The sequence below is a fragment of the Prochlorococcus sp. MIT 1011 genome, from assembly GCF_047305235.1.
In the GTDB taxonomy this organism is placed as follows: domain Bacteria; phylum Cyanobacteriota; class Cyanobacteriia; order PCC-6307; family Cyanobiaceae; genus Prochlorococcus_B.
The window spans coordinates 966776-987143 of the sequence record NZ_CP138983.1 but is presented as its reverse complement, the minus strand read 5'-3'; the positions used below and the strand labels follow the sequence as shown (position 1 = coordinate 987143).

The window sequence follows — 20368 nt, the reverse complement described above, 5'->3', positions numbered from 1 at the left end:
AACTGATAATGCATAATTTTCTTCCATTCGCTTGGTTTGAAGGTCAATGTATACCATTTAATGAGGCGAAGCTATCTATAGCTACTCACGCACTTCATTATGGAACTGCAGCCTTTGGAGGAATGCGGGCAATCCCTGACCCAAAAGATAGTAAATCATTTTTATTATTTAGAGCAGATAAGCACGCAAAAAGATTATGTCAAAGTGCTAGATTTTTGATGACTGAATTAAAGGAGGATTTTGTATTAAAGTCTCTTGAAACCTTTCTAGTTAAAAACAAACCGACTCAACCTGTATACATCAGACCCTTTGTATATACAAGTGATTTAGGAATTGCACCAAGACTACATAATATAGAAACTAATTTCTTTATTTATGGAATAGAACTAGGAGATTATCTATCACCTGATGGGGTTACTTGCCGTGTTAGTAGCTGGACTCGTCAGCAAGACAATTCACTTCCATTAAGAGGTAAAATTAGTGGAGCTTACATTACTAGCTCCTTAGCTAAAACTGAAGCAGTAAAAAGTGGATTTGACGAGGCACTATTACTAAATAGTCAAGGGAAAATCAGTGAAGCTAGCGGTATGAACATTTTTATAGTTCGTAATGGTGAATTAATTACTCCCGGTGTTGATCAAGATATTCTTGAAGGTATAACACGCGCCAGTGTTATAGAACTTGCCAAAAAAGAAGGTATAAAAGTTATTGAAAGACCTGTAGATAAAACGGAATTGTTTATATCAGATGAAGTATTTCTTACTGGAACGGCGGCAAAGATTACTCCTATAAAAATGATTGAAACTACATTAATGAGTAAAGATATGCCAATAATGAATTCATTAAGAACAAAGTTAACTAAAATTACAGAAGGTTTAGTTCCTGAATATGAAAATTGGGTTAAACGTGTGCAGATAGATTAAAATAATAATATATTACTTATTTAAATTTATGATTTTCATTTTTATAAGAAAAATATATAATTTATGACTGATTTTTTAGACTATCTCAACTCTAAAAAGAGACCGATATTAGTCTTTGATGGTGCTACAGGCACATCTCTGCAAGATCAGCAACTTAATGCAGATGACTATGGTGGAGAATCATTAGAAGGTTGTAATGAAAACCTTGTATTGACATCAGTCTCTAGCGTTGAAAAAGTACATGAATCATTTTTAAATGCAGGTTGCGATGTAATCGAAACAAATACATTTGGTGCTACTTCGATTGTTCTAGATGAATATGGAATTGGAAACAAAGCTTATGAGATCAATTTAAAAGCAGCACAAATAGCAAGGAACGTTGTAAATAAATATCAAACACCGGAAAAACCCAGATTTGTAGCTGGATCTATTGGGCCAACAACCAAGCTGCCAACCCTGGGTCATATAAGTTTTGATGAGCTAAAAAATTCTTATCTTGAGCAAGCCAAAGCGCTTATTGAAGGCGGAATTGATCTTTTTATTATTGAAACTTGTCAAGATGTCCTTCAAATCAAGGCTGCTCTTCAAAGCGTAAATGAAGCTATTGGTTCTGGAAAAAGAATTCCATTAATGGTGTCGGTAACCATGGAAACTACCGGCCAGATGCTTATTGGTAGCGATATTTCCTCTATTACAACAATACTGGAGCCATTTAATATTGACATTTTGGGCCTTAATTGTGCGACTGGTCCCGAAGAAATGAAAGATCATATTAAATATTTATCTCAGCATTCACCATTTCACATAAGTTGTATACCAAATGCTGGACTACCTGAAAATGTAGGTGGCAAGGCTCATTATCGATTAACTCCAATGGAACTTAAGTTCCAACTTAGTCATTTTATTAATGATTTAGGCGTTCAACTGATAGGAGGTTGTTGTGGTACTAGACCAGAGCATATAAAGCAACTGTCAGATTTATCTAAAGAGCTTTTAGCTTCTGAACAAAGATTGATTACCCTTTCAAAAGAAAGATCTATAATTCCTGCTGCATCATCAATATATGAGTCTATTCCCTATGAACAAGATAACTCTTTCTTGATTGTAGGTGAGAGATTAAATGCTAGTGGATCTAAAAAAGTAAGAGAACTCCTAAACGATGAGGATTGGGACGGACTTGTTGGAATTGCAAAATCTCAGCTGAAGGAAAATGCTCATGTATTAGATGTAAATGTCGATTTTGTTGGAAGAAATGGGATCGAAGATATGTCTAAGTTAGTCAAAAGGCTAGTTAATAATATTAATTTGCCTTTGATGCTTGATTCAACAGATTATGAAAAAATGGAGAGTGGATTAAAACATGCTGGTGGAAAATGTATTTTAAATTCTACTAATTATGAGGATGGACCAGATAGATTCTATAAAGTAATTGATCTTGCTAAGCAATACGGATCGGCGGTCGTAATTGGAACTATCGACGAAGATGGAATGGCTAGATCAGCTGAAAAAAAAGTAGAAATAGCTTCAAGAGCTTATACGGATGCGACTGATTCTGGATTAAAATCTTATGAACTTTTTTATGACCCTCTAGCATTACCTATTTCAACAGGATTAGAAGAAGATAGAAAGAATGGTTTACAAACTATAAAAGCAATTAAGTTAATAAAAGAGCAACATCCACAAGTTCATTTAATCCTTGGAATTTCAAATGTTAGTTTTGGTTTATCGTCTAGTGCAAGAATTGTTCTTAATTCTATCTTTCTTAATGAAGCAATTAAGGCTGGTCTTGATTCTGCAATTGTTTCTCCCTCTAAGATTTTACCTCTAAATAAAATTAGTGAAGAAGAGATAAAAATATGTATGGATCTTATTTATGATAGAAGAATATTTGAAAATAAAGTATGCACATATGATCCTTTAACAACATTAACTAGTTATTTCGATGATTCAAAGAAACATTTAAATAAAAGTACTAATAATGATGATATAAAATTACCAATAGAAGAAAAATTAAAGAATCATATTATTGATGGTGAAAAAACTAATTTACACTCAAACCTTGATTTCGCATTAAAGAAATATAAACCATTGGTAATAATTAATGAATATTTATTAGATGGCATGAAAGTTGTTGGTGAATTATTTGGGTCGGGTCAAATGCAATTACCCTTTGTTCTTCAATCTGCAGAAACAATGAAATTTGCTGTTTCATATTTAGAGCAGTACATGGATAAATCTGAGGTCAATCAATCAAAAGGAAAATTTATTATCGCAACAGTAAAGGGTGATGTTCACGATATTGGTAAAAATCTAGTTGATATAATTTTATCAAATAATGGTTATGAAGTTATTAATTTAGGAATTAAGCAAGATGTTAATTCAATAATCAATGCACAGAAAGAGCATAATGCAGATTGTATTGCTATGAGTGGACTTCTAGTAAAATCTACTGCATTTATGAAAGATAATCTTAAAGCATTAAATGAAGAAGATATATCTGTGCCTATTATTCTTGGTGGTGCAGCACTTACTCCAAAATTTGTTAATCAAGATTGTGCAAGTGTGTATAGAGGGAAAGTTATTTATGGTAAAGATGCTTTTACAGATTTGAAATTTATGGATTCATATATGAATGCAAAGGAATTTAATAACTGGGATAATTTATTAGGCTTTAAAGAAGGTGCTCCTGAGGGGATCACAATTGGTAATTATAAAAATACTAATAATGATAGAAAAATTAGTATCAAAAAAACAAAAGATAAGCCTATTGAAGACACATCAAGATCAACCAATATACCTCAAATAGATCCTATTAAACCACCATTTATCGGCCCAAAGTTCTTATTAGAAAAAGATATAGATATAACTAATGTTTATAAATTCTTAGATCGTAATGCTTTATTTGCAGGTCAATGGCAAATGAAACGTTCAAAGCAGATGTCTGCTTCCGATTATAAAGATTTTTTACTTAAGAAAGCAGAGCCGAAGTTAGATTACTGGATGAATAAAATAATCAAAGAAAAGCTTATTAATCCATCGTTAGTGTATGGATATTTTCCTTGTGGTAGAGTTGGTAATAATTTAAATGTATATGATAAAGATCATCAAAGTCTATTAGGAGATTTTTTATTACCTAGACAAAGATCTGGAAAAAGATTTTGTATTGCAGATTTTTATAATGATTTAAATAACAATTTGCCTACAGATTATTTGCCAATGCAGGCTGTAACAATGGGAGATTCAGCTAGTGAATATTCTCATAAATTATTTAGTCAAGATTCATATTCTGATTATCTATTTTTTCATGGGTTGACTGTCCAGTTGGCAGAAGCACTTGCTGAATATATACATTCTGTTATTAGAATTGAATGTGGCTTTGAAGATTATGAACCTGACAATATTAAAGATATTTTAGATGTTACATACCGAGGTTGCCGTTATTCTTTTGGGTATCCAGCTTGTCCAGAAGTTTCAGATTCTAGGAAACAACTACTTTGGCTTAATGCAAAAAAAATTAATATCTCAATGGACGAAAGCGAGCAACTTCATCCAGAACAAAGTACCACTGCTATTGTTGCATTACATCCAGTCGCTAAATACTTTGGAATTTAAATATCATGCCTTATTTGTTATTTTTATAGAAAATTATTTACTAATTTCATCAATTGTTTCTAATACTTCCATCTGAAACTCTGCCATTGATTCTGAGTCACTTAAATCAATTCCCTCTCCAGCAGCATTTTGAGTTAATTCCTGAAAGTGAAAAGCACCCTCACCAGTCGCCAAAAATTCCATACCAGAAGTTTCCCCGCTCTCACGAAACGCATCGCATAGAGCTATGAAAGCTTGGTCTTCAGAAAAGTCCCAATCCATCGAGGACACATTACTAAATGAGGTTTTACCTCTTTCCCCCCTGCTTTCGTCAACCTTATTTGCTAATAATCTTAAACTATTTTGCAAATTGATAAATTTGCTTTTTCCTTCGTTAACCATAAACCATTCCAGTGCAATGGTTCTTGAGAACTGGCCGAATTAATTGCTAGTTAATGACTTTCGAGATCTGTTTCCTTTTCATTTTCCCAAATAAAATTTTATAAAAGGATTTTTAATCGAATAAACGAGAAGGTCTTGCACGTTATCAAGCAGTCTGTAGAAGCCTATAAATCGTCTCTAGTGCGTCGAACCAAATGTATACGTGCAATCTCCTATCCATTCATACTCTAAACGGCTTATCAGGTATAAATCTCATGACTACTATCGATTTGATTAGCTTCTTCATTGATTTTGAAGTTAATGATTATTGATTAGTTAATAAGCTTTTATATATTTTTTTTTTTTTTAGATTATTAATTATATAATCAAAAAACATTAATTATCTAGGTCTATTTTAGGTGAAGAGCGAAATTATATGGTCTGAAGCTCTCGAGATTAGTAGAAAAGCTGTAGATTGTGGAGCTGTAATTCCACTAGTGACTAAAAAATATCAATCAAATGATGCATATTGTGATTATGAACTACGTTTCCTCAATAGTCCTATACCCAAGTATTTAATAGAATATGGTCCTAAACGAAATCCATTCATTCCTTGGGATACTAGATTACAAATACTGCCAATAAATGATAAACATACACTAATATTAAATAAATATCCAGTACAAATAGGGCACATGTTGTTAATAACCAATTGCTGGAAACCACAAAATGGCTGGCTTGATGAAGATGATTTTGAAGCTATTATAAATGTTGATAATGATACTACTGGTTTATGGTTTTTTAATAGTAGTAAAGAAGCTGGTGCCAGTCAGCCTCATCGACATTTTCAATTATTGCCAAGACATTATAATGAGAGTATTTGTCCTAGATATGAATGGTTTTGCGCTTTGTTAAATAATACGCAAGATATCAATTCTGAAATTTCTCATTGTATATCAATTAGACCAAGGAATAAAACAGAAGAGTTAAACTCTAATGATTTATTTAACTCATATAAGTCTATGGCTAAAGAGATGAATATAGGCGAGATTGATTTAAATAATAAACCTTTAAAACCATATAATTTACTTATAACATCTAAATGGATTGCACTTATAACACGTAAAACTGATAGATCCAATGGATTCAGTATAAATGCTCTTGGTTTCGCTGGTTATTTTCTTGGAACAAAAAGATCTGATGTCGATACTCTTATTAGATTTGGTCCAGAAAGAATATTAATGGATGTGATTTAGGAAGTAGATTAAAGTTAATTTAGCCTTCGACATTAGGAGTTGTTGAATTCATTTGTTCTTCAAGTTTTGATATTGATGCAGTGATTGCTGCAAGTTTTCTTTCATAAGATTCTTTAATAGAAATTAAAAAATTTAATTTCCTTGCTTGAAAAATTTTTTTTCTTTCACTCCAGTTTCTAGATGAATCGCAGAAGTTCATTTCTGATTACCTTTTTATTAACTAGAAAAATAATACATAATAATATTGATCGATGTGGCAATAATTTAATTTTAAGATAATATACTGAAATTTTAATAAATTTTGCAATTAGAAATTAATTATATTAATTCAAAACTAAAAGTGTGTTGAAGATAAAAAGGCTATTAATATATGTCTAGATATAAGGATCTTGTGGCAGAAGGGGAAGGCAAGGAAGTAAAGAGAATTTCAATTGATTTACCAATTGATCTAGTTGCTGGCGTCGATCGACTTCGTAAAGAGTGGGGATTCAGAGCTAGAGGACTAGTTTTTGAGAGATTATTAGAGGTAATTTTATCTAATGATTTAGATGATAATATAATTGAAAATAAGCAACTAGATTTTAATCATAATAGTAATCATGATTCTTCATCTGCTCAAAATGGAATAGAAATTAGTAACCAGGAAGAAAAAGCACTTGTGATAGTTGGAAATAAGAATATTGAAATAAAAAATGTAGCTGTCAATGATGTCAAAGCTAAAGATGTTCAAAGTAATAAACAAGATAGTGTCTCTACAGGCATTGAATTACCAGGTTTTATTAGAAAACAAACTACAAACCTAAAGAGAAGTTTGAGTAAAGATAAAACTTTTAAAAATATGGAAGATACTTCAATAACCACTATTAATATTGATGATTTGTTAAAAGCGAAAGATGCTGCAGAAAAACATTGGATCTATCTTTATGGGCAAAAACCGACTGAAAGTGTAATTGAGGCATCAATGATATGGCTTGCTAGAGATATCTGGCCAAATGTCGATGGAACAGAAAATATTCCTTTCACTTGGAATGCTGCTTGTAAAATGCTTAATTCCTATTGCAGTGATTGGAAAATTGATTCGGTAACTTTTGATGATGTGATTATATTGGCAGGCGCGCTCGAAGATCCCTTTTCAGCTAAAAACCTAAGAAGTAGAATCCCCACGCTCATACGGAGATTCGTTAATAAATTCAAACGTAGTCAAAATGTAACTTCATTCCAAACGCTTGAGTCTACGATGACTGTTCATGGTGCTCTGAAGTTATTGGGTTTGCCAACAAAGGCTGGATCATCTTTAACCCTTTCTTTTATTAGAGATGCCTATAAAGAAAAAGCTTTTTCCAATCATCCTGACGCTGGAGGATCGAACGAAACCATGAGAAAACTAAACGAGGCTTATCAATTACTAAAAGATTTATACAAAAACTAGATTCTCGTGGATCTCATCATAGTCTTAGTAGTAGTCTACATGTAAGACTTAAATTGTATGAAATAGATTATACTTAAAAAATTAATTAAGGTTTGGAATAAAAATAGATCCGTTAATTCAAATTATTATTTTCTTTTATTTGAAGAATTAATAGATCAAAGGTACATGAAGTCATCTATTGCAATTTAAAATGCACAAAAATTTGAAATTATTTTAAATAGTTTGACGAGATTCTATAGATTTAGCTTTTCTAAAGATTAAACTTGTCCATGATTTGTCCAACCGTCATTGCATGGCTTTATAACATTGCTACAACTTGTTTTTACCCGCTGCATAACTGCTTTATAGACAGTTATGCAGCGGGTTACATGTAAGAAAACTCTGGGATTTAAATTAATACGAAATTGCTTCTGGAATTAGCATTAAAACGGTTCTCATGAATCTACTATAAGACTAATTCCTAGTCTAGGATTGAATCCTTTATAGGACTAATAAGACTATTTTGATGAATTTTATAAATGTTTATCGATATTAGTCTTGTACGATATTGATCCATTTCTAAAACTAATCAAAACAAATAATCGAATTGCTCTAATAGATACGCTGAATTTTTTATTATTTTTGAAAGAATTTATCATCTAATTAATCCAAGATCGGTCTTACTCTAGGACTTTTCATGAGTCCCATGCAAGACTAGCAAGACTAGCTTCTGAGGTCCGCGTTTAATTTTTCTTTAAGTGCGGTTCTTATTTGTTCGTGTATTGGATTTATATCTTCTTCTATTAGGGTTTTTTTAGGATCTCTATATTTTATTCTAAAAGCCTGGCTAATCGAATCCTCAGGAATAGAAGATCCCTCGTAACGATCTATCAATTCCACTTTCTCTAAAAGTGGTCTACCAGATTTTTTTATTAGATTTATTATCTCTAAGGAACTATATTTTCTTGAATGAATAAGCGCAATATCCCTTTCCATGAAAGGAACAGTGGGGTAATCCTTGTAAATTCTTGTCCAATTTGTTTTCCTTGTAGAGGCCTTAATCAATGAATCAAACTCAAGGTTAAATAAGTATGTTTCTTTAATTAGATTATATTTCTCGGAGAATGAAGGATGTATTTGTCCGAAGAAGCCGATACTTTTTCCTTCAACAAATAATTCAGAAGTTCGACCCGGATGCATGAAATCTTTTTCAATAAGTTGCTTATCAATAGTTTCAATTCCGAGAACTTCAAGGGATTGCTTAAGTTTTCCTCTTGCTTCAAAATAATCTAAAGATATTTGTTTTGATGCTGAGCCCCACTTGCTTAATCGTTTATTTCCAGTCAAAGCACCTGATAATAAATTTGTTTCAGCAAAGCTTTCTTTATCTTTTTTGTATGTCTTTGCTATTTCAAAGATCCAACACCCTTCAGCTCCAAATGATACATTTCTCTGAAGAATTTTAAGATGTTCATCCCATACATTTATTCTTAATCTACTAGTCTCTGATAGTAATGGATTTTTGATTATTACAGCATTTTCATCAGTGTTATCAGGACCAACAAGTGATGAAGTCACTACTTCTTGAAAACCATTGTGGATAAAGGAATTTCGTAAACGTCTTTCAACCAAATTTGCTGGTTTTAGTACTCCTGGCTCAAGAGGATCTGGCATATTCGAATCAAAATTATCATATCCAATTAGTCTTGCTATCTCTTCTATTAAATCGATTTCTCTAGTTAAATCAGATGATCTGTAAGGAGGAATTTGTACATTCCAACCACTAGTAGTTGACGTAATTAGGCAGCCAAGTTTTGTTAGAATAGGCTCAATCTCATCCCTATTAAGATAACGGAATGTATTAGAACTGTTATCTATTTGATTATTATCTATGTAATTTAATTTACCTAGAACCTTGTTTATTTTGTCTATTCTAAGATTGACACTAATATCTTTTCTACTAAATTCATTATTGACATGTGTCGATTTAATATTACCACCTAATTCTAACGAAATTAGATCACTAGCTCTTAGCGAAACAGCAGTTGTCATGTTAGTTGATATACCCTTTTCATATCTACTACTTGCATCAGTTCTGAGCCCTATTTCTCTACTACTTTTTCTAACTGATGTAGGAGTAAATACAGCTGCTTCCAACCAAACTCTTGTAGTTTTAGTACTTACGGAACTGTTATTTCCTCCGATAACCCCAGCTATTGCAATTGGAATATCGCCGCATGTAATTACCTTTATACTTTCATTTAATTTATATTCTTTTTTATCGAGTGCAATAAATGATTCGCCTTCTCTACCATTTCTAATACCAAAATCATTTGGCGTAACTATTCTACCAACTATATTATCTAATAGATCTGCATCAAAGGCATGTAGAGGCTGGCCTTGCTCGAGCATTATAAAATTTGTTATGTCTACAACAGGGTTTATACAATTTTGTCTTAATGAATTTAATTTATTAGATATAGATGTATTTATCTTTCCAGCATTGTCTATATTATCTATATACGTAAGTGAGTAAATAAAGTCTGATCCTATCGTTTCTTTTTCTCTTATTTGTGGCTCAAATTTTTCAAAGTCTTTATTGAAATTTAAATTTGGTAATGTTAATTTTGAATTTGTTATTGTTGATATTTCTCGTGCTATACCAGCCATAGACATACCATCAGGTCTGTTAGCAGTAATAGCTAATTCAATAATGGTGTCATTCAAACCAAGATAATCGACAGCATTTGAACCAATTGTAGGGATATTTGTTTCACTTTCTTCAAGAATTTCTATACCTTCATTACTACTTTCAATCCCTAATTCATCCAATGAACAAATCATTCCTGCGCTTTCTACGCCTCGTAAATTAGATAATTTTATATTTAATGACTTTGAAGATAAATAGGCTCCAACCTTCGCCACTAGGACGTGATATCCGGCTTTTACGTTTGGTGCACCACAAACAATACTTAACTTTTTGGGTAAACCAACATCTACTGAACAAACTTTGAGCTTTTCGGCATTTGGATGTGGTGTGATTTCGTCAACATAACCAATAACAACATTCTTTGCTTGGGCTGATAAGTCTTCTAATGATTCAACTTCAAAGCCTGTCATTGAAAGCTTTTCAGCCAATTCATCAATATCATTGTTAAATTCGACAAGATCTTTTAGCCAAGAAATTGATACCTTCATGACTTGCTCTTACAGGAGTTAAACATAGGTGCTCGAATGAATTTATAAAAAAGGGTGCTTAGCCTAGTAAGATTGTACTTTGTTCCATAGACTCACAAAAGTTGAGCTAAGTTCATATGGCTAAAAAAGGTACCAGAATAGTGGTCACTTTAGAATGTACTGAGTCTAGATCTGTACCTAGCTCAGAAAAGCGTTCTGCAGGAGTATCTAGATACACTACAGAAAAAAATCGTAGGAACACTACTGAAAGACTGGAACTTAAAAAGTTCTGCCCTGAATTAAATAAGATGACTATTCATAGAGAAATCAAATAATCATTTCCTTTTATACACCTTTTAAAAATGACTAATTCACTATTCAAGCAAAAGCTCTCTCCCATAAAGCCTGGAGATCCTATTGACTATAAGGACGTAGAATTATTAAAGAAATTTATTACTGATAGAGGAAAGATCTTACCTAGAAGACTTACTGGATTAACAGCTAAGCAACAAAGAGATTTAACCACAGCAGTTAAAAGAGCACGAATTATTGCCTTACTTCCCTTTGTTAATCCAGAAGGCTAAGTTAATATTCTATTAATAATAGAATGTACAATAAAATAATAGATAATGAAGTAAAAAATATAATTTCTAGATTTAAACAATCAAACAATGTCAATACTTCAGTTAAAGATCTTACACATCTTAAAACATATTCAATAGATGATTCTCAATCGTTTGAAATAGATGATGCTATTTCTTTAGAAAAAATATCTTATCAGCATAAGTTATGGATCCACATTGCTTCCCCTACTTCATATTTTGAATATAAATCAGCTATTGATAAGAATGCACGGAAGCTTATTTCAACTGTTTATTTATCAACTAATACTTATTATATGCTTCCTGAAATTTTAATAAATGATGTGTTTAGTCTAAGAGATAATGAAAAGAGAGAATCATTAAGTTTAGGTGTTATTTTTAATGAAGACGGTTGTATTGCTTCTACAGAAATAGTCCAGAGTATTATTAAAGTAGATTACAGGTTAAATTATACAGAAGCTGATGAACTAATAGATTATGCACCAAAAGAAGAAGAAGATTTAAGTATAATCTCTGAAATTTTACAAAGTAGAAAATGTTGGAGAAAGAATTCAGGTGCTACGGAAATATTAGAAACATTTGGAAAGATTATTGTAGAAGATAACAATCCCACCCTTAAGATAATAGATCCAACGTTATCGAGACAATTAATAAGTGAAGCAATGATCTTGTATGGAAATCTTATTTCTAATTTTACTAAGGTCAATAAAATTCCTGTTCCATATAGAGTCCAACAACGTATAGATAAAGTTCCTAAAGATAATTTTCAAGATTCTGATAATAAAGTTTTATACAATTTTTTACTTAAAAAAACCATGGGTAAGTCATATTATTCTATAAATCCAACGCCTCACTCGAGTTTAGGATTAACATCTTATCTACATGCCACATCACCGATAAGAAGATATGCTGACTTGATCGTTAATTATCAATTAAATAGATATCTAAATAATAATGAACTTATTTCTAAAGAAGATGTTGAGCAAATGATCCTAGAGATTAATAATCAAGGAAGACAAAATATTATGAGATATAGAGAGGATCAAAAATATTGGCTAAGAAAATGGTTCAAAAAAAAATCCTTCAAGGTTTATAAGGTGATTTTACTTAATTGGGTAAACAGATATAAAAACATTTGTATTTTATACTTTCTAGACTACCATTTCTCTACTATATGTAATCTAAAATCAAAAAAGAACTTAAATATTGGCGAGAGCTTTAACGTTCAAAATATAGAAAATAATAATATTGATATAATATTTTTTGAATTAATTTCATTATCAAAATAAGCCTTCATTATAAGTGTGCAAGAGTTTTAAAAATACAATATAATAAATAGAATATATTATGAATATGAAATACACAATTACAACACCACTATATTATGTTAATGACAAGCCTCATCTAGGTAGTTCATATACAACAATCGCTTGTGATGCAATAGCTCGATTTCAAAGACTATGTGGAAATACAGTCCTTTTTCTTACTGGCGTTGACGAACATGGTCAAAAAATAGAGCGAACCGCAGAAAGTAAAAACCTTCAACCTCAACTACATTGTGACGAAATTACAGAAAAGTATAAATCTTTATGGGATAAATTAAATATTAGTTATGATCGTTTTGTAAGAACAACCTCTGAAGATCACACATCATTAGTTCATCAATTTTATTCAAAAGTTTTAAAATCTGATGATGTTTATATGGGTAGACAAAGTGGTTGGTATTGTGTTGGATGTGAGGAATATAAAGATGTAGATGAGGATGATAAAAGCCCAATCTGTTCAGTTCATAAAAAGGAATTAGAATGGAGAGATGAAGAAAATTTATTTTTTAAATTATCAAAATATCAAGATCAAATTGAAAAATTACTTCAAATTGATGGTTTTATTTCTCCTCAAAGTAGAAAAAATGAAATTATCAATTTTGTCTCAAAAGGGTTAAGGGATTTCTCAATTTCTAGAGTAAACTTAAAATGGGGTATAAATGTTCCTGGAAACAATGATCATACTTTTTATGTCTGGTTTGATGCTTTATTAGGTTATATTAGTGGATCTCTTTGTGATCAAAACTCTCCTGAACTCACCGAGGAGTCGTTATGTAATTGGCCTGCAAATATACATGTAATTGGAAAGGATATACTCAGATTTCATGCGGTTTATTGGCCAGCAATGCTACTTTCTGCTGGTATGAAACCACCTGTAAGTGTTTTTGGGCATGGGTTTTTAACACGAGAAGGTCAAAAAATGGGTAAATCATTAGGTAACGTGCTCGATCCTATTGAACTCTTGGAATATGGGGGTATAGATGCGATGAGATGGTATCTTTTAAGAGATATTGAATTTGGTGAAGATGGTGATTTTCAAATGAGAAGATTTGTGGATATTGTTAATAGTGATTTAAGTAATACCATTGGTAATTTGCTAAACAGAACAATTACAATGTCTAAAAAATGGTTTAATGATAAAATTCCAATAGATAATTCTTTATTACCTGAATCTCCTCTTAAAGTTCAATCAGAGATAAAAATAAATGAATATATGCAATCATTTAAAGATAGCAATTTTAAAAATGCAGCAAATGCAATCATAGAGCTATCTAATTGTGCAAATCTATACCTAAATGATCGTGCACCATGGAAGCTAATTAAAGATATAACAAATAAGGATATTGTTGCTCTTGATATATATTCTGTACTCGAATCTTGCAGAATTATCGGAATATTGATAAATCCTTTTGTACCCAATTTAAGTACTAGAATATTAAATCAATTAAATATTGATTCTTCAACTATCAATTTTCAAAAATCATTACATTGGGGTTTGTTAGATCCTGATAATGGACTACAAGATCCTTCTCCTGTAATGGATAAAATTGAATTTAATGAGAATTCTGTACAGTGAAATATTTACCGATTTATTTTCTTCTAATAATTACTACATTACCTCTATTTGGGTGTCAAAAATCCAACAAATCTTCTACTCAAATAGATAATAAAAGCTACATTAAAGATTTTCAACTACTTCAGGAGAATCCTAATAATCAAACCAGCGTAAGAATCACTAGTCCTAAAGCCATAATTGACCCATCAAATAATAATATTGATATATTTGACAGCTCAATTGAATTACTTAATAAAAATGGTCAAGACTTTAAAGTTAAGTCTGGAAATTCAACTCTTAACAATTTAACTAATTCTATTAGAGTTTTTAATAGTGTAAACATATCATTTCTTGACAAACAGGATTACTATATAAATACTAATTCCTTTGATTGGGATTTAAATACCTCAATCATTGATATACATGATCCACTTATTATTAATTTTGATAATACTAGAATAAATGCTAGTAATGGATTTTTTAATATTGATGCAAGCCTACTTAAAATAGACAATAGTAAATTCAATAGATCTATATATAATTCAAAAGGTGAAAAGGAGTATCAAGTAAAAATTATATCTGATTTTGCAAAATGGTTTAAAAAAGATAATTCTTTGGTATTTACATCTAACGAGAAACAGGTAGAAACAACTATTAACTTCCTACTTACTCAGTAGTACATATAATTTATCTGACCATCCTGAGATCCATTTTTCATCTGAATTGGTAAATGATCTCTTTGACCAACCACCAACTATTGTAAGGCCTCTATTTTCAAGAGGATAAACAATCACTGCCGGTAAATTATTCAACACACCATCAAACTCATCTCTACCTGGAAATAATTCAGTATTAACTAATGAGATTAATCGTTTTTGATCAATTGATCTTTTACATATTTCTCCAGGTTCAAATATTTTTTCAGATATCAAGCCTCTTCTAAGTATTACTTTATTATCCCAATATATTAATATTGTACTAGCTGCCGTTGCAGTAAGTATTTGCTGACTTCCCCAGGCTAATTCTTTTCTTTGTTCGTCAGTTAATTTAGTACAAAGTTCAAAACCCTCTTTCCCATCCAAGCTAACCTTAGTAGCTTGTTTAGGTTTAATTTCAGTCCATAGATAACCTATTGTTATTAACGCTATTGAAGCAATTCCAGATATTGTCTCTGCTCTTACTAGAGTTGGATTAACTTGATTAGCAGTGGCAATATTTATAATTGATAAAATTAGTAAAAAATATCCAAATATTAATACTAAGCTAGAAATTTTATACATTTATCTATTCAATATTTTAAATAAATATATTGATGCTTTATTATACATATCAATGTCTACCTTTATTCTTTAATCAATATCGATATAATATAGTAAAAAACACTATTAATAGATTTATCCAATAGCTCAGAATATGATCACACCAATAGCAAAAAATTATAAAGGACTCATATCAATTACAGGACCAACAAGAAGTGGAAAAAGTCAATTAGCTGAATTTTTAATATCGGAGCAAGATCCCGTCACTTACATAGCAACATCAAAACCACGACCAAATGATCCAGAATGGCAAAAAAGAATCGACCTTCACAGGGAAAGAAGGCCTGATATCTGGTCGACAATTGAGCATCCAAAAGATCTCTGCAAAGAAATTCAATCGATTGAAGGGAATGAGTCAATATTAATTGACTCATTAGGGGGCTTAGTGGAGCATCACCTGGTAGAAGATGACAATCAATGGAATAACTTCCAAATTAAATTTCTTAATTGCCTTTCAGAAGATAATTTATGCATTGTTGTTGTTTCTGAGGAAGTTGGCTGGGGAATTGTTCCTCCCACACCAATGGGTCATTTGTTTCGTGAACGTCATAGCACCCTAACCTCATTGATAAGTCGCCAATCAAAAAAAAGGTGGCTTGCTATCAATGGGACTGCAATTGACTTAGATAAATATGGTGAGCTCATACCATGAATTCATTAAATATTTCTCGTCCAAGAGTCGCATTATTTGAACCAAGAATTCCTCAGAATACTGGTACAATTGGTAGATCATGCCTAGCCTTCAATTTACCGTTAGATATTATAAAGCCGACTGGCTTTAGCTTTGAAGATAAATATTTAAAAAGAGCCGGTTTAGATTACTGGGCTAACGTAGACTTACATTTATATGAATCATTTGAAGAATACAAAAATTCTTTTAAAAGCTCAAGAATTATCGCTTTAACAAAAAAGAGTGACAATTCAATTTCAAATCTTGTTTATAAAGAGACAGATATACTCTTATTCGGAAGAGAGGATACAGGCTTACCCGATAACATAATGAACAGTTCTGAAATAGTTGCAGGTATACCTATGCCTGGAGGTGAGAATCAATTGAAGGCTTGCGGAGTGAGAAGTTTGAATTTATCCGTTGCATGTGGAATAGTTTGCTACTCAGCATGCTTACAATTAAATTTATTATGCAAATAGCTTATTTACTTATCCAAGATAGTTGCAATATAAAACTCCATCATTAATAACATTATTATCATCTACCTCTAACCATTCTTTATATTCATCATAAAGAGCTTCCCTATTAACACCTTTCAATTTATTAAGACGCTTCATAGAGCCGTTAAGCATTACCTCAACGGCTTGTAATGCTCCAGATTGTCTTGAAGACATAGAGGAAATAATTCTTCTTTTATATTAATTCATTAGTAATTATATTTCCGTTTCATTTATTACATAATAATGATAGGAGTCGAAGTACTAATAAATTATATATCTTGCAATATTTTTTTAGATTTATAAATAAAAAGAAAAGAGAGTAAAATTTAGGAACTAATTTCCATAAATTACGGTATTTACTAATTAACCTTTAGTGACATAATAACTATACTAAGTATATCTATTTAGATATTATGCCAAATTCAAGTTTAATTGGTAGTTGGAGGTGACAATAAACTATGCACTTAAGCGGTTATCTGTGCTGGAAGGTAAGAATAAAAAAGCTTTCGAAAATGAATTCAAACAGTGGCTAGAAGCCATTGAAAGTGATTATAAAAACTACGATGTTCTTTTTATCAATAAGATTAGCTGATTATCTAAACATCTATGCCCGAGGATGTAAGTCTGGGTATCTAGTACTTTGATCTTTTATTCTATTTGGATTTTCTCGATCTGAACTCCTTGCTGCATTAAAAATAATTATGAACGGGATAAAAATAGCGAAAAAGTAAAAGTGTAGAAGGACTAAATCCCAAGGTACCCCAGAATTGCCATAATCTGGAAAGAATAAAGCAGTCGCTAAAGGAAGCATTTCTAGAATGAAACTAAGATCAAACTAACCAGGATAAACCTCCAGCGTGAGTTGCCTTTTAGACCTAGTCATTATCAAAGCAGGAAATCTGTTAATATTTTTGATAGGTTTTTTTTAATTTAATGTAGAAAATTCTAGAATATTAAATTTTTACAATTTAATATTCTACAGAAGTATCTGAAAGCAGAATTAATATTAAGTGAATATCCAATAATTTAGAATTGAGTTTATTTTTTTGATCAATAACAATAATAAATAAGGTTTTGCATAATATGATGTTTAGACTTATAGTTAATATATTTAAAACTAGCCAATTCAATAAAATATGAAACCAATATTCATACTACTAAAGAATTTTAAAAACCTTTTGCCCTATTTTCTATTAATTGCATTATATTTCTTTTTTATTAATCTAGAAACAAGAAAGAAAAAAATCAATAACAAAATTATTGAAATAGAAAAACAGTTAGTAGAAGATGAATCAATAGGATATGATAAAAAGAAATTAAGAATAGCTATTCCGGTTGTTCCATATAAAGAATAAGGTCCTACCTAATAATTAATTTAGAAGTCCGTTCCTTAAACAAGACAGCTTGTCTTTGTTCTGCTCTATCAAGCTGTTTTTTGATTTCTATGCAGTGCTGGCAATTACAAGTCATTTAAATAATTTTATTGAATGGTAAATTCAAAATCAAGAAGAATCAGTATTTAAATTAATAGGTTATAGTTGCCAAATAATGATATTAAATTAATTACTATCTAATTTAACGATAATATCCAAAATTGCAAGTAGCCTGCTGATTTAAGCTAATGTTGATCTTAAGTTTTGTTTTTTGTATATTTATTCAAATTTTCTGAAACTTGAAATGAGATATCTAATCAATTTTACTGTTCTGTGCTTAGGGACTCGGTTTCGCTAACATTCTCATAGTAAAGGTCAAGAGTAGAATTTTACTCTGCTATCAAGTAGAGAATCCTCTCATTCTGTTTAGTTAAGTTGTCTTGATCAATGTGTTTCATTCATACTAGGCGTGTAAAGACGCAATTTTTAAGATCATATTTAACACATACTAGTTATGATCTCAATAAGCAACTATTCACACTTTTTATAAAGGCGTAAAGTTACTAAGGTTGCGCTAACACACAATGAACGATAAATATTTAAAGTGCGCATTAAGCTTGTTCGGTTATCTTCAAATGATTTATATGTTAGAAAGATTTAAGCAGGTTTTCTTATTAATAGAATTTATGATATAAAATTGATATGTAAATTCTAACTGAAATATATGAATAGGAAATTATTTAATTTAAAGAACAAAAGCCCATATTCATTTATTGGCATTGATAAAAAAATTGCACTAGCAATTCAAAATCACTTTCGTTTGAGCAATTATCAAATGCTTGTGCTGTGCTGGTTTAAGGGATTATGGACAGGGATTTTACTTTCTCTAGTACTTCACTATTTTATAAGTCATTAATCTCATATAAATATTTCTGAATATTGTTTCAATTTTTTTTTACTTAGATGTAATTATTTTTTTCTATAAGGTTGTTAATTAGTAAGCATATATATTCTGTTATTCTCCACTTTAAAATAAATATTTAATTAGTTACAAAAATAACTAAGTGGCTACAAATCTGCAAAATGTTCACGCATTTTGCAGATCAAATTAAATCTAACATTTCTTTTTTGTTTGGTTTGTAGCTAAAAATACTCTCAAGACATACCTCTACAAATTAATAGACTTTTTGTTTTCGCTTTTGATTATATCAGTAAGACTATTCACACTCGTATGATACTTGAACTAGCTTTTAACTTATATATTTTAGGTTGTGTTGTAAATAGTTTTATTATATTGTTTTTTATGTTTTTAATCTATCATACAGTAGTAGATTCACAAGTACTAATTAGCAGTGTATTTCGCCATGATTTACTAAAAAAGGGGAAATAGTAGATAAAACTCTACATTTTTGCTACACGGATTTTTTAAACCGTCTCTACGTATTTATAAATGCTCGAGTCATTATTTAAAAATCAAGTCTTGATGACATTTCTCATCGCATGTATTTGGATCATACCCGGCTTTATTTTTACATCAGCATCTAATAGCAAATATAAAAATCGCCAAAAAGAAAGACAACTTAAAAAAATATCTAAGTTATATCTGTAATAATTATTATCTTGTTAAATGATCTTTCAGCTTTTTTGCTTAATAATAATATAGTATTTATGTAATTTTATATTTTTAGTTATGTAATAATAGTCTTAATTAAAAGTATTAGTCATTATATTCGTTTGTTTTCGTTATCCGTATTTAATTTGATGTGGTTTTATTTTTAGTTATTATTTGTCTTTTCGATAACCTTTTTGCATTCAGCCCTTGATAGAGTTGCCTCTATTTGAGCCAAAACTTGCTGCAGTTCAGCCGTCTTGTTCAATGAGGTCTCTGCCACGCTTCTAAGCTTTTGAAGTTCTTTTGATGCAGTTTTCATAGACAAAATGAAAAAATGATTTTTTTCCAGTAATCCCTAGATAAAGAGGTAGGGCAAAGGAGGTAGAACATACATGAAAAAAAATTGCCAAAGATTATTTAAATGTCAATAGTTGAAATTATGATCTATTGATAATTCATTGATTTTCAGAACATATATCTTGATAAATAAGTATTTATCATTGCCAGATAATTTCAATTAAAAATATATATACAATTTAAAATGAGTTAAAAAAAATGAACACTGATATATAACAATACCAATGTTCTTCAAATATTTAAAATAATAAGAATTAAATAAATTTGACTAAATGGAAAGATTTAATAACTAGTCGTCCTTTCCTTTCTTTTCTGCATC

The 20368-nt window shown here is 30.5% G+C and carries 18 protein-coding genes; 12 read left to right on the top strand and 6 right to left on the bottom strand.

Annotation, left to right across the window (positions count from 1 at the left end):
* The first annotated feature begins 8 nt into the window (after nucleotides 1-8).
* Nucleotides 9-923: a branched-chain amino acid transaminase gene (locus SIB75_RS06160; RefSeq protein ID WP_413682440.1), complete on the top strand. Its 915-nt coding sequence runs from the start codon at nucleotides 9-11 to the stop codon at nucleotides 921-923.
* Nucleotides 924-986: 63 nt separating this feature from the next.
* Nucleotides 987-4535: a methionine synthase gene (gene metH / locus SIB75_RS06155; RefSeq protein WP_413682439.1), complete on the top strand. Its 3549-nt coding sequence runs from the start codon at nucleotides 987-989 to the stop codon at nucleotides 4533-4535.
* Between the two features lie 33 nt (nucleotides 4536-4568).
* Here the strand turns inward: metH and SIB75_RS06150 are convergent, their stop codons facing one another.
* Nucleotides 4569-4796 (bottom strand): hypothetical protein, encoded by a 228-nt coding sequence (locus SIB75_RS06150; protein ID WP_413684807.1) that lies wholly within the window; start codon nucleotides 4794-4796, stop codon nucleotides 4569-4571.
* A 518-nt stretch (nucleotides 4797-5314) separates the two neighbouring features.
* On the opposite strand from SIB75_RS06150, the gene SIB75_RS06145 reads away from it, so the two are divergent.
* Nucleotides 5315-6151, top strand: coding sequence for an ATP adenylyltransferase (locus tag SIB75_RS06145; RefSeq protein WP_413682438.1), 837 nt, complete (start codon nucleotides 5315-5317; stop codon nucleotides 6149-6151).
* Between the two features lie 19 nt (nucleotides 6152-6170).
* On the opposite strand, the gene SIB75_RS06140 is transcribed toward SIB75_RS06145, so the two are convergent.
* The gene (locus SIB75_RS06140) at nucleotides 6171-6350 is read right to left on the bottom strand and encodes a hypothetical protein (RefSeq protein WP_413682437.1); all 180 of its coding nucleotides are present in this window, start codon (nucleotides 6348-6350) and stop codon (nucleotides 6171-6173) included.
* Between the two features lie 171 nt (nucleotides 6351-6521).
* On the opposite strand from SIB75_RS06140, the gene SIB75_RS06135 reads away from it, so the two are divergent.
* Nucleotides 6522-7580 (top strand): J domain-containing protein, encoded by a 1059-nt coding sequence (locus SIB75_RS06135; protein ID WP_413682436.1) that lies wholly within the window; start codon nucleotides 6522-6524, stop codon nucleotides 7578-7580.
* A gap of 702 nt (nucleotides 7581-8282) precedes the next feature.
* Here the strand turns inward: SIB75_RS06135 and pheT are convergent.
* Nucleotides 8283-10757 carry a phenylalanine--tRNA ligase subunit beta gene (gene pheT / locus SIB75_RS06130; protein WP_413682435.1) on the bottom strand — a complete coding sequence of 825 codons (2475 nt, stop codon included), beginning with the start codon at nucleotides 10755-10757 and terminating at the stop codon, nucleotides 8283-8285.
* Between the two features lie 116 nt (nucleotides 10758-10873).
* On the opposite strand from pheT, the gene rpmG reads away from it, so the two are divergent.
* From rpmG to lptC, 5 genes are read left to right on the top strand one after another with little or no spacing between them, the layout of a single operon-like run.
* Nucleotides 10874-11071, top strand: coding sequence for a 50S ribosomal protein L33 (gene rpmG / locus SIB75_RS06125; RefSeq protein WP_011823694.1), 198 nt, complete (start codon nucleotides 10874-10876; stop codon nucleotides 11069-11071).
* A 27-nt stretch (nucleotides 11072-11098) separates the two neighbouring features.
* Nucleotides 11099-11320: a 30S ribosomal protein S18 gene (gene rpsR / locus SIB75_RS06120; RefSeq protein ID WP_011293874.1), complete on the top strand. Its 222-nt coding sequence runs from the start codon at nucleotides 11099-11101 to the stop codon at nucleotides 11318-11320.
* A gap of 23 nt (nucleotides 11321-11343) precedes the next feature.
* Entirely contained in the window at nucleotides 11344-12627 is a 1284-nt protein-coding gene (locus SIB75_RS06115) for a ribonuclease catalytic domain-containing protein (RefSeq protein ID WP_413682434.1), read from the top strand.
* A 58-nt stretch (nucleotides 12628-12685) separates the two neighbouring features.
* Nucleotides 12686-14239: a methionine--tRNA ligase gene (gene metG, locus SIB75_RS06110; RefSeq protein ID WP_413682433.1), complete on the top strand. Its 1554-nt coding sequence runs from the start codon at nucleotides 12686-12688 to the stop codon at nucleotides 14237-14239.
* Nucleotides 14236-14895, top strand: a complete 660-nt coding sequence (gene lptC, locus SIB75_RS06105) for an LPS export ABC transporter periplasmic protein LptC (RefSeq protein ID WP_413682432.1) — start codon at nucleotides 14236-14238, stop codon at nucleotides 14893-14895. The genes metG and lptC overlap by 4 nt, the downstream gene beginning before the upstream one ends.
* Here lptC and SIB75_RS06100 read toward each other — a convergent pair.
* Complete coding sequence (locus SIB75_RS06100; protein WP_413682431.1) at nucleotides 14881-15498, bottom strand: cofactor assembly of complex C subunit B; 618 nt, start codon at nucleotides 15496-15498, stop codon at nucleotides 14881-14883. The two genes, lptC and SIB75_RS06100, sit on opposite strands and share 15 nt — an antisense overlap.
* 133 nt (nucleotides 15499-15631) lie before the next feature.
* Here SIB75_RS06100 and SIB75_RS06095 point away from each other — a divergent pair, with 133 nt between their 5' ends.
* Both SIB75_RS06095 and SIB75_RS06090 read left to right on the top strand, forming a co-directional pair.
* Nucleotides 15632-16189 carry a bifunctional adenosylcobinamide kinase/adenosylcobinamide-phosphate guanylyltransferase gene (locus SIB75_RS06095; RefSeq protein WP_413682430.1) on the top strand — a complete coding sequence of 186 codons (558 nt, stop codon included), beginning with the start codon at nucleotides 15632-15634 and terminating at the stop codon, nucleotides 16187-16189.
* The gene (locus tag SIB75_RS06090; RefSeq protein ID WP_413682429.1) at nucleotides 16186-16686 is read left to right on the top strand and encodes a tRNA (cytidine(34)-2'-O)-methyltransferase; all 501 of its coding nucleotides are present in this window, start codon (nucleotides 16186-16188) and stop codon (nucleotides 16684-16686) included. Before SIB75_RS06095 ends, SIB75_RS06090 begins: the two co-directional genes overlap by 4 nt.
* A 9-nt stretch (nucleotides 16687-16695) precedes the next feature.
* Here the strand turns inward: SIB75_RS06090 and SIB75_RS06085 are convergent, their stop codons facing one another.
* The gene (locus SIB75_RS06085; RefSeq protein WP_413682428.1) at nucleotides 16696-16881 is read right to left on the bottom strand and encodes a hypothetical protein; all 186 of its coding nucleotides are present in this window, start codon (nucleotides 16879-16881) and stop codon (nucleotides 16696-16698) included.
* Between the two features lie 962 nt (nucleotides 16882-17843).
* Here SIB75_RS06085 and SIB75_RS06080 point away from each other — a divergent pair.
* A complete protein-coding gene (locus SIB75_RS06080) occupies nucleotides 17844-18062 on the top strand; it encodes a hypothetical protein (protein ID WP_413682427.1) in 219 nt (72 codons plus the stop codon).
* A gap of 1793 nt (nucleotides 18063-19855) precedes the next feature.
* On the opposite strand, the gene SIB75_RS06075 is transcribed toward SIB75_RS06080, so the two are convergent.
* Nucleotides 19856-20011: a hypothetical protein gene (locus tag SIB75_RS06075; protein WP_413684743.1), complete on the bottom strand. Its 156-nt coding sequence runs from the start codon at nucleotides 20009-20011 to the stop codon at nucleotides 19856-19858.
* Nucleotides 20012-20368: the final 357 nt, after the last annotated feature.

Coding starts and splice junctions, on each gene's coding strand:
- SIB75_RS06160 (WP_413682440.1), top strand. CDS start 9: ATGCATAATTTTCTTCCATTCGCTTGGTTTGAAGGTCAATGTATACCA.
- metH (WP_413682439.1), top strand. CDS start 987: ATGACTGATTTTTTAGACTATCTCAACTCTAAAAAGAGACCGATATTA.
- SIB75_RS06150 (WP_413684807.1), bottom strand. CDS start 4,796: ATGGATTGGGACTTTTCTGAAGACCAAGCTTTCATAGCTCTATGCGAT.
- SIB75_RS06140 (WP_413682437.1), bottom strand. CDS start 6,350: ATGAACTTCTGCGATTCATCTAGAAACTGGAGTGAAAGAAAAAAAATT.
- SIB75_RS06135 (WP_413682436.1), top strand. CDS start 6,522: ATGTCTAGATATAAGGATCTTGTGGCAGAAGGGGAAGGCAAGGAAGTA.
- pheT (WP_413682435.1), bottom strand. CDS start 10,757: ATGAAGGTATCAATTTCTTGGCTAAAAGATCTTGTCGAATTTAACAAT.
- rpmG (WP_011823694.1), top strand. CDS start 10,874: ATGGCTAAAAAAGGTACCAGAATAGTGGTCACTTTAGAATGTACTGAG.
- rpsR (WP_011293874.1), top strand. CDS start 11,099: ATGACTAATTCACTATTCAAGCAAAAGCTCTCTCCCATAAAGCCTGGA.
- SIB75_RS06115 (WP_413682434.1), top strand. CDS start 11,344: ATGTACAATAAAATAATAGATAATGAAGTAAAAAATATAATTTCTAGA.
- metG (WP_413682433.1), top strand. CDS start 12,686: ATGAATATGAAATACACAATTACAACACCACTATATTATGTTAATGAC.
- SIB75_RS06100 (WP_413682431.1), bottom strand. CDS start 15,498: ATGTATAAAATTTCTAGCTTAGTATTAATATTTGGATATTTTTTACTA.
- SIB75_RS06095 (WP_413682430.1), top strand. CDS start 15,632: ATGATCACACCAATAGCAAAAAATTATAAAGGACTCATATCAATTACA.
- SIB75_RS06090 (WP_413682429.1), top strand. CDS start 16,186: ATGAATTCATTAAATATTTCTCGTCCAAGAGTCGCATTATTTGAACCA.
- SIB75_RS06085 (WP_413682428.1), bottom strand. CDS start 16,881: ATGTCTTCAAGACAATCTGGAGCATTACAAGCCGTTGAGGTAATGCTT.
- SIB75_RS06080 (WP_413682427.1), top strand. CDS start 17,844: ATGAAACCAATATTCATACTACTAAAGAATTTTAAAAACCTTTTGCCC.
- SIB75_RS06075 (WP_413684743.1), bottom strand. CDS start 20,011: ATGAAAACTGCATCAAAAGAACTTCAAAAGCTTAGAAGCGTGGCAGAG.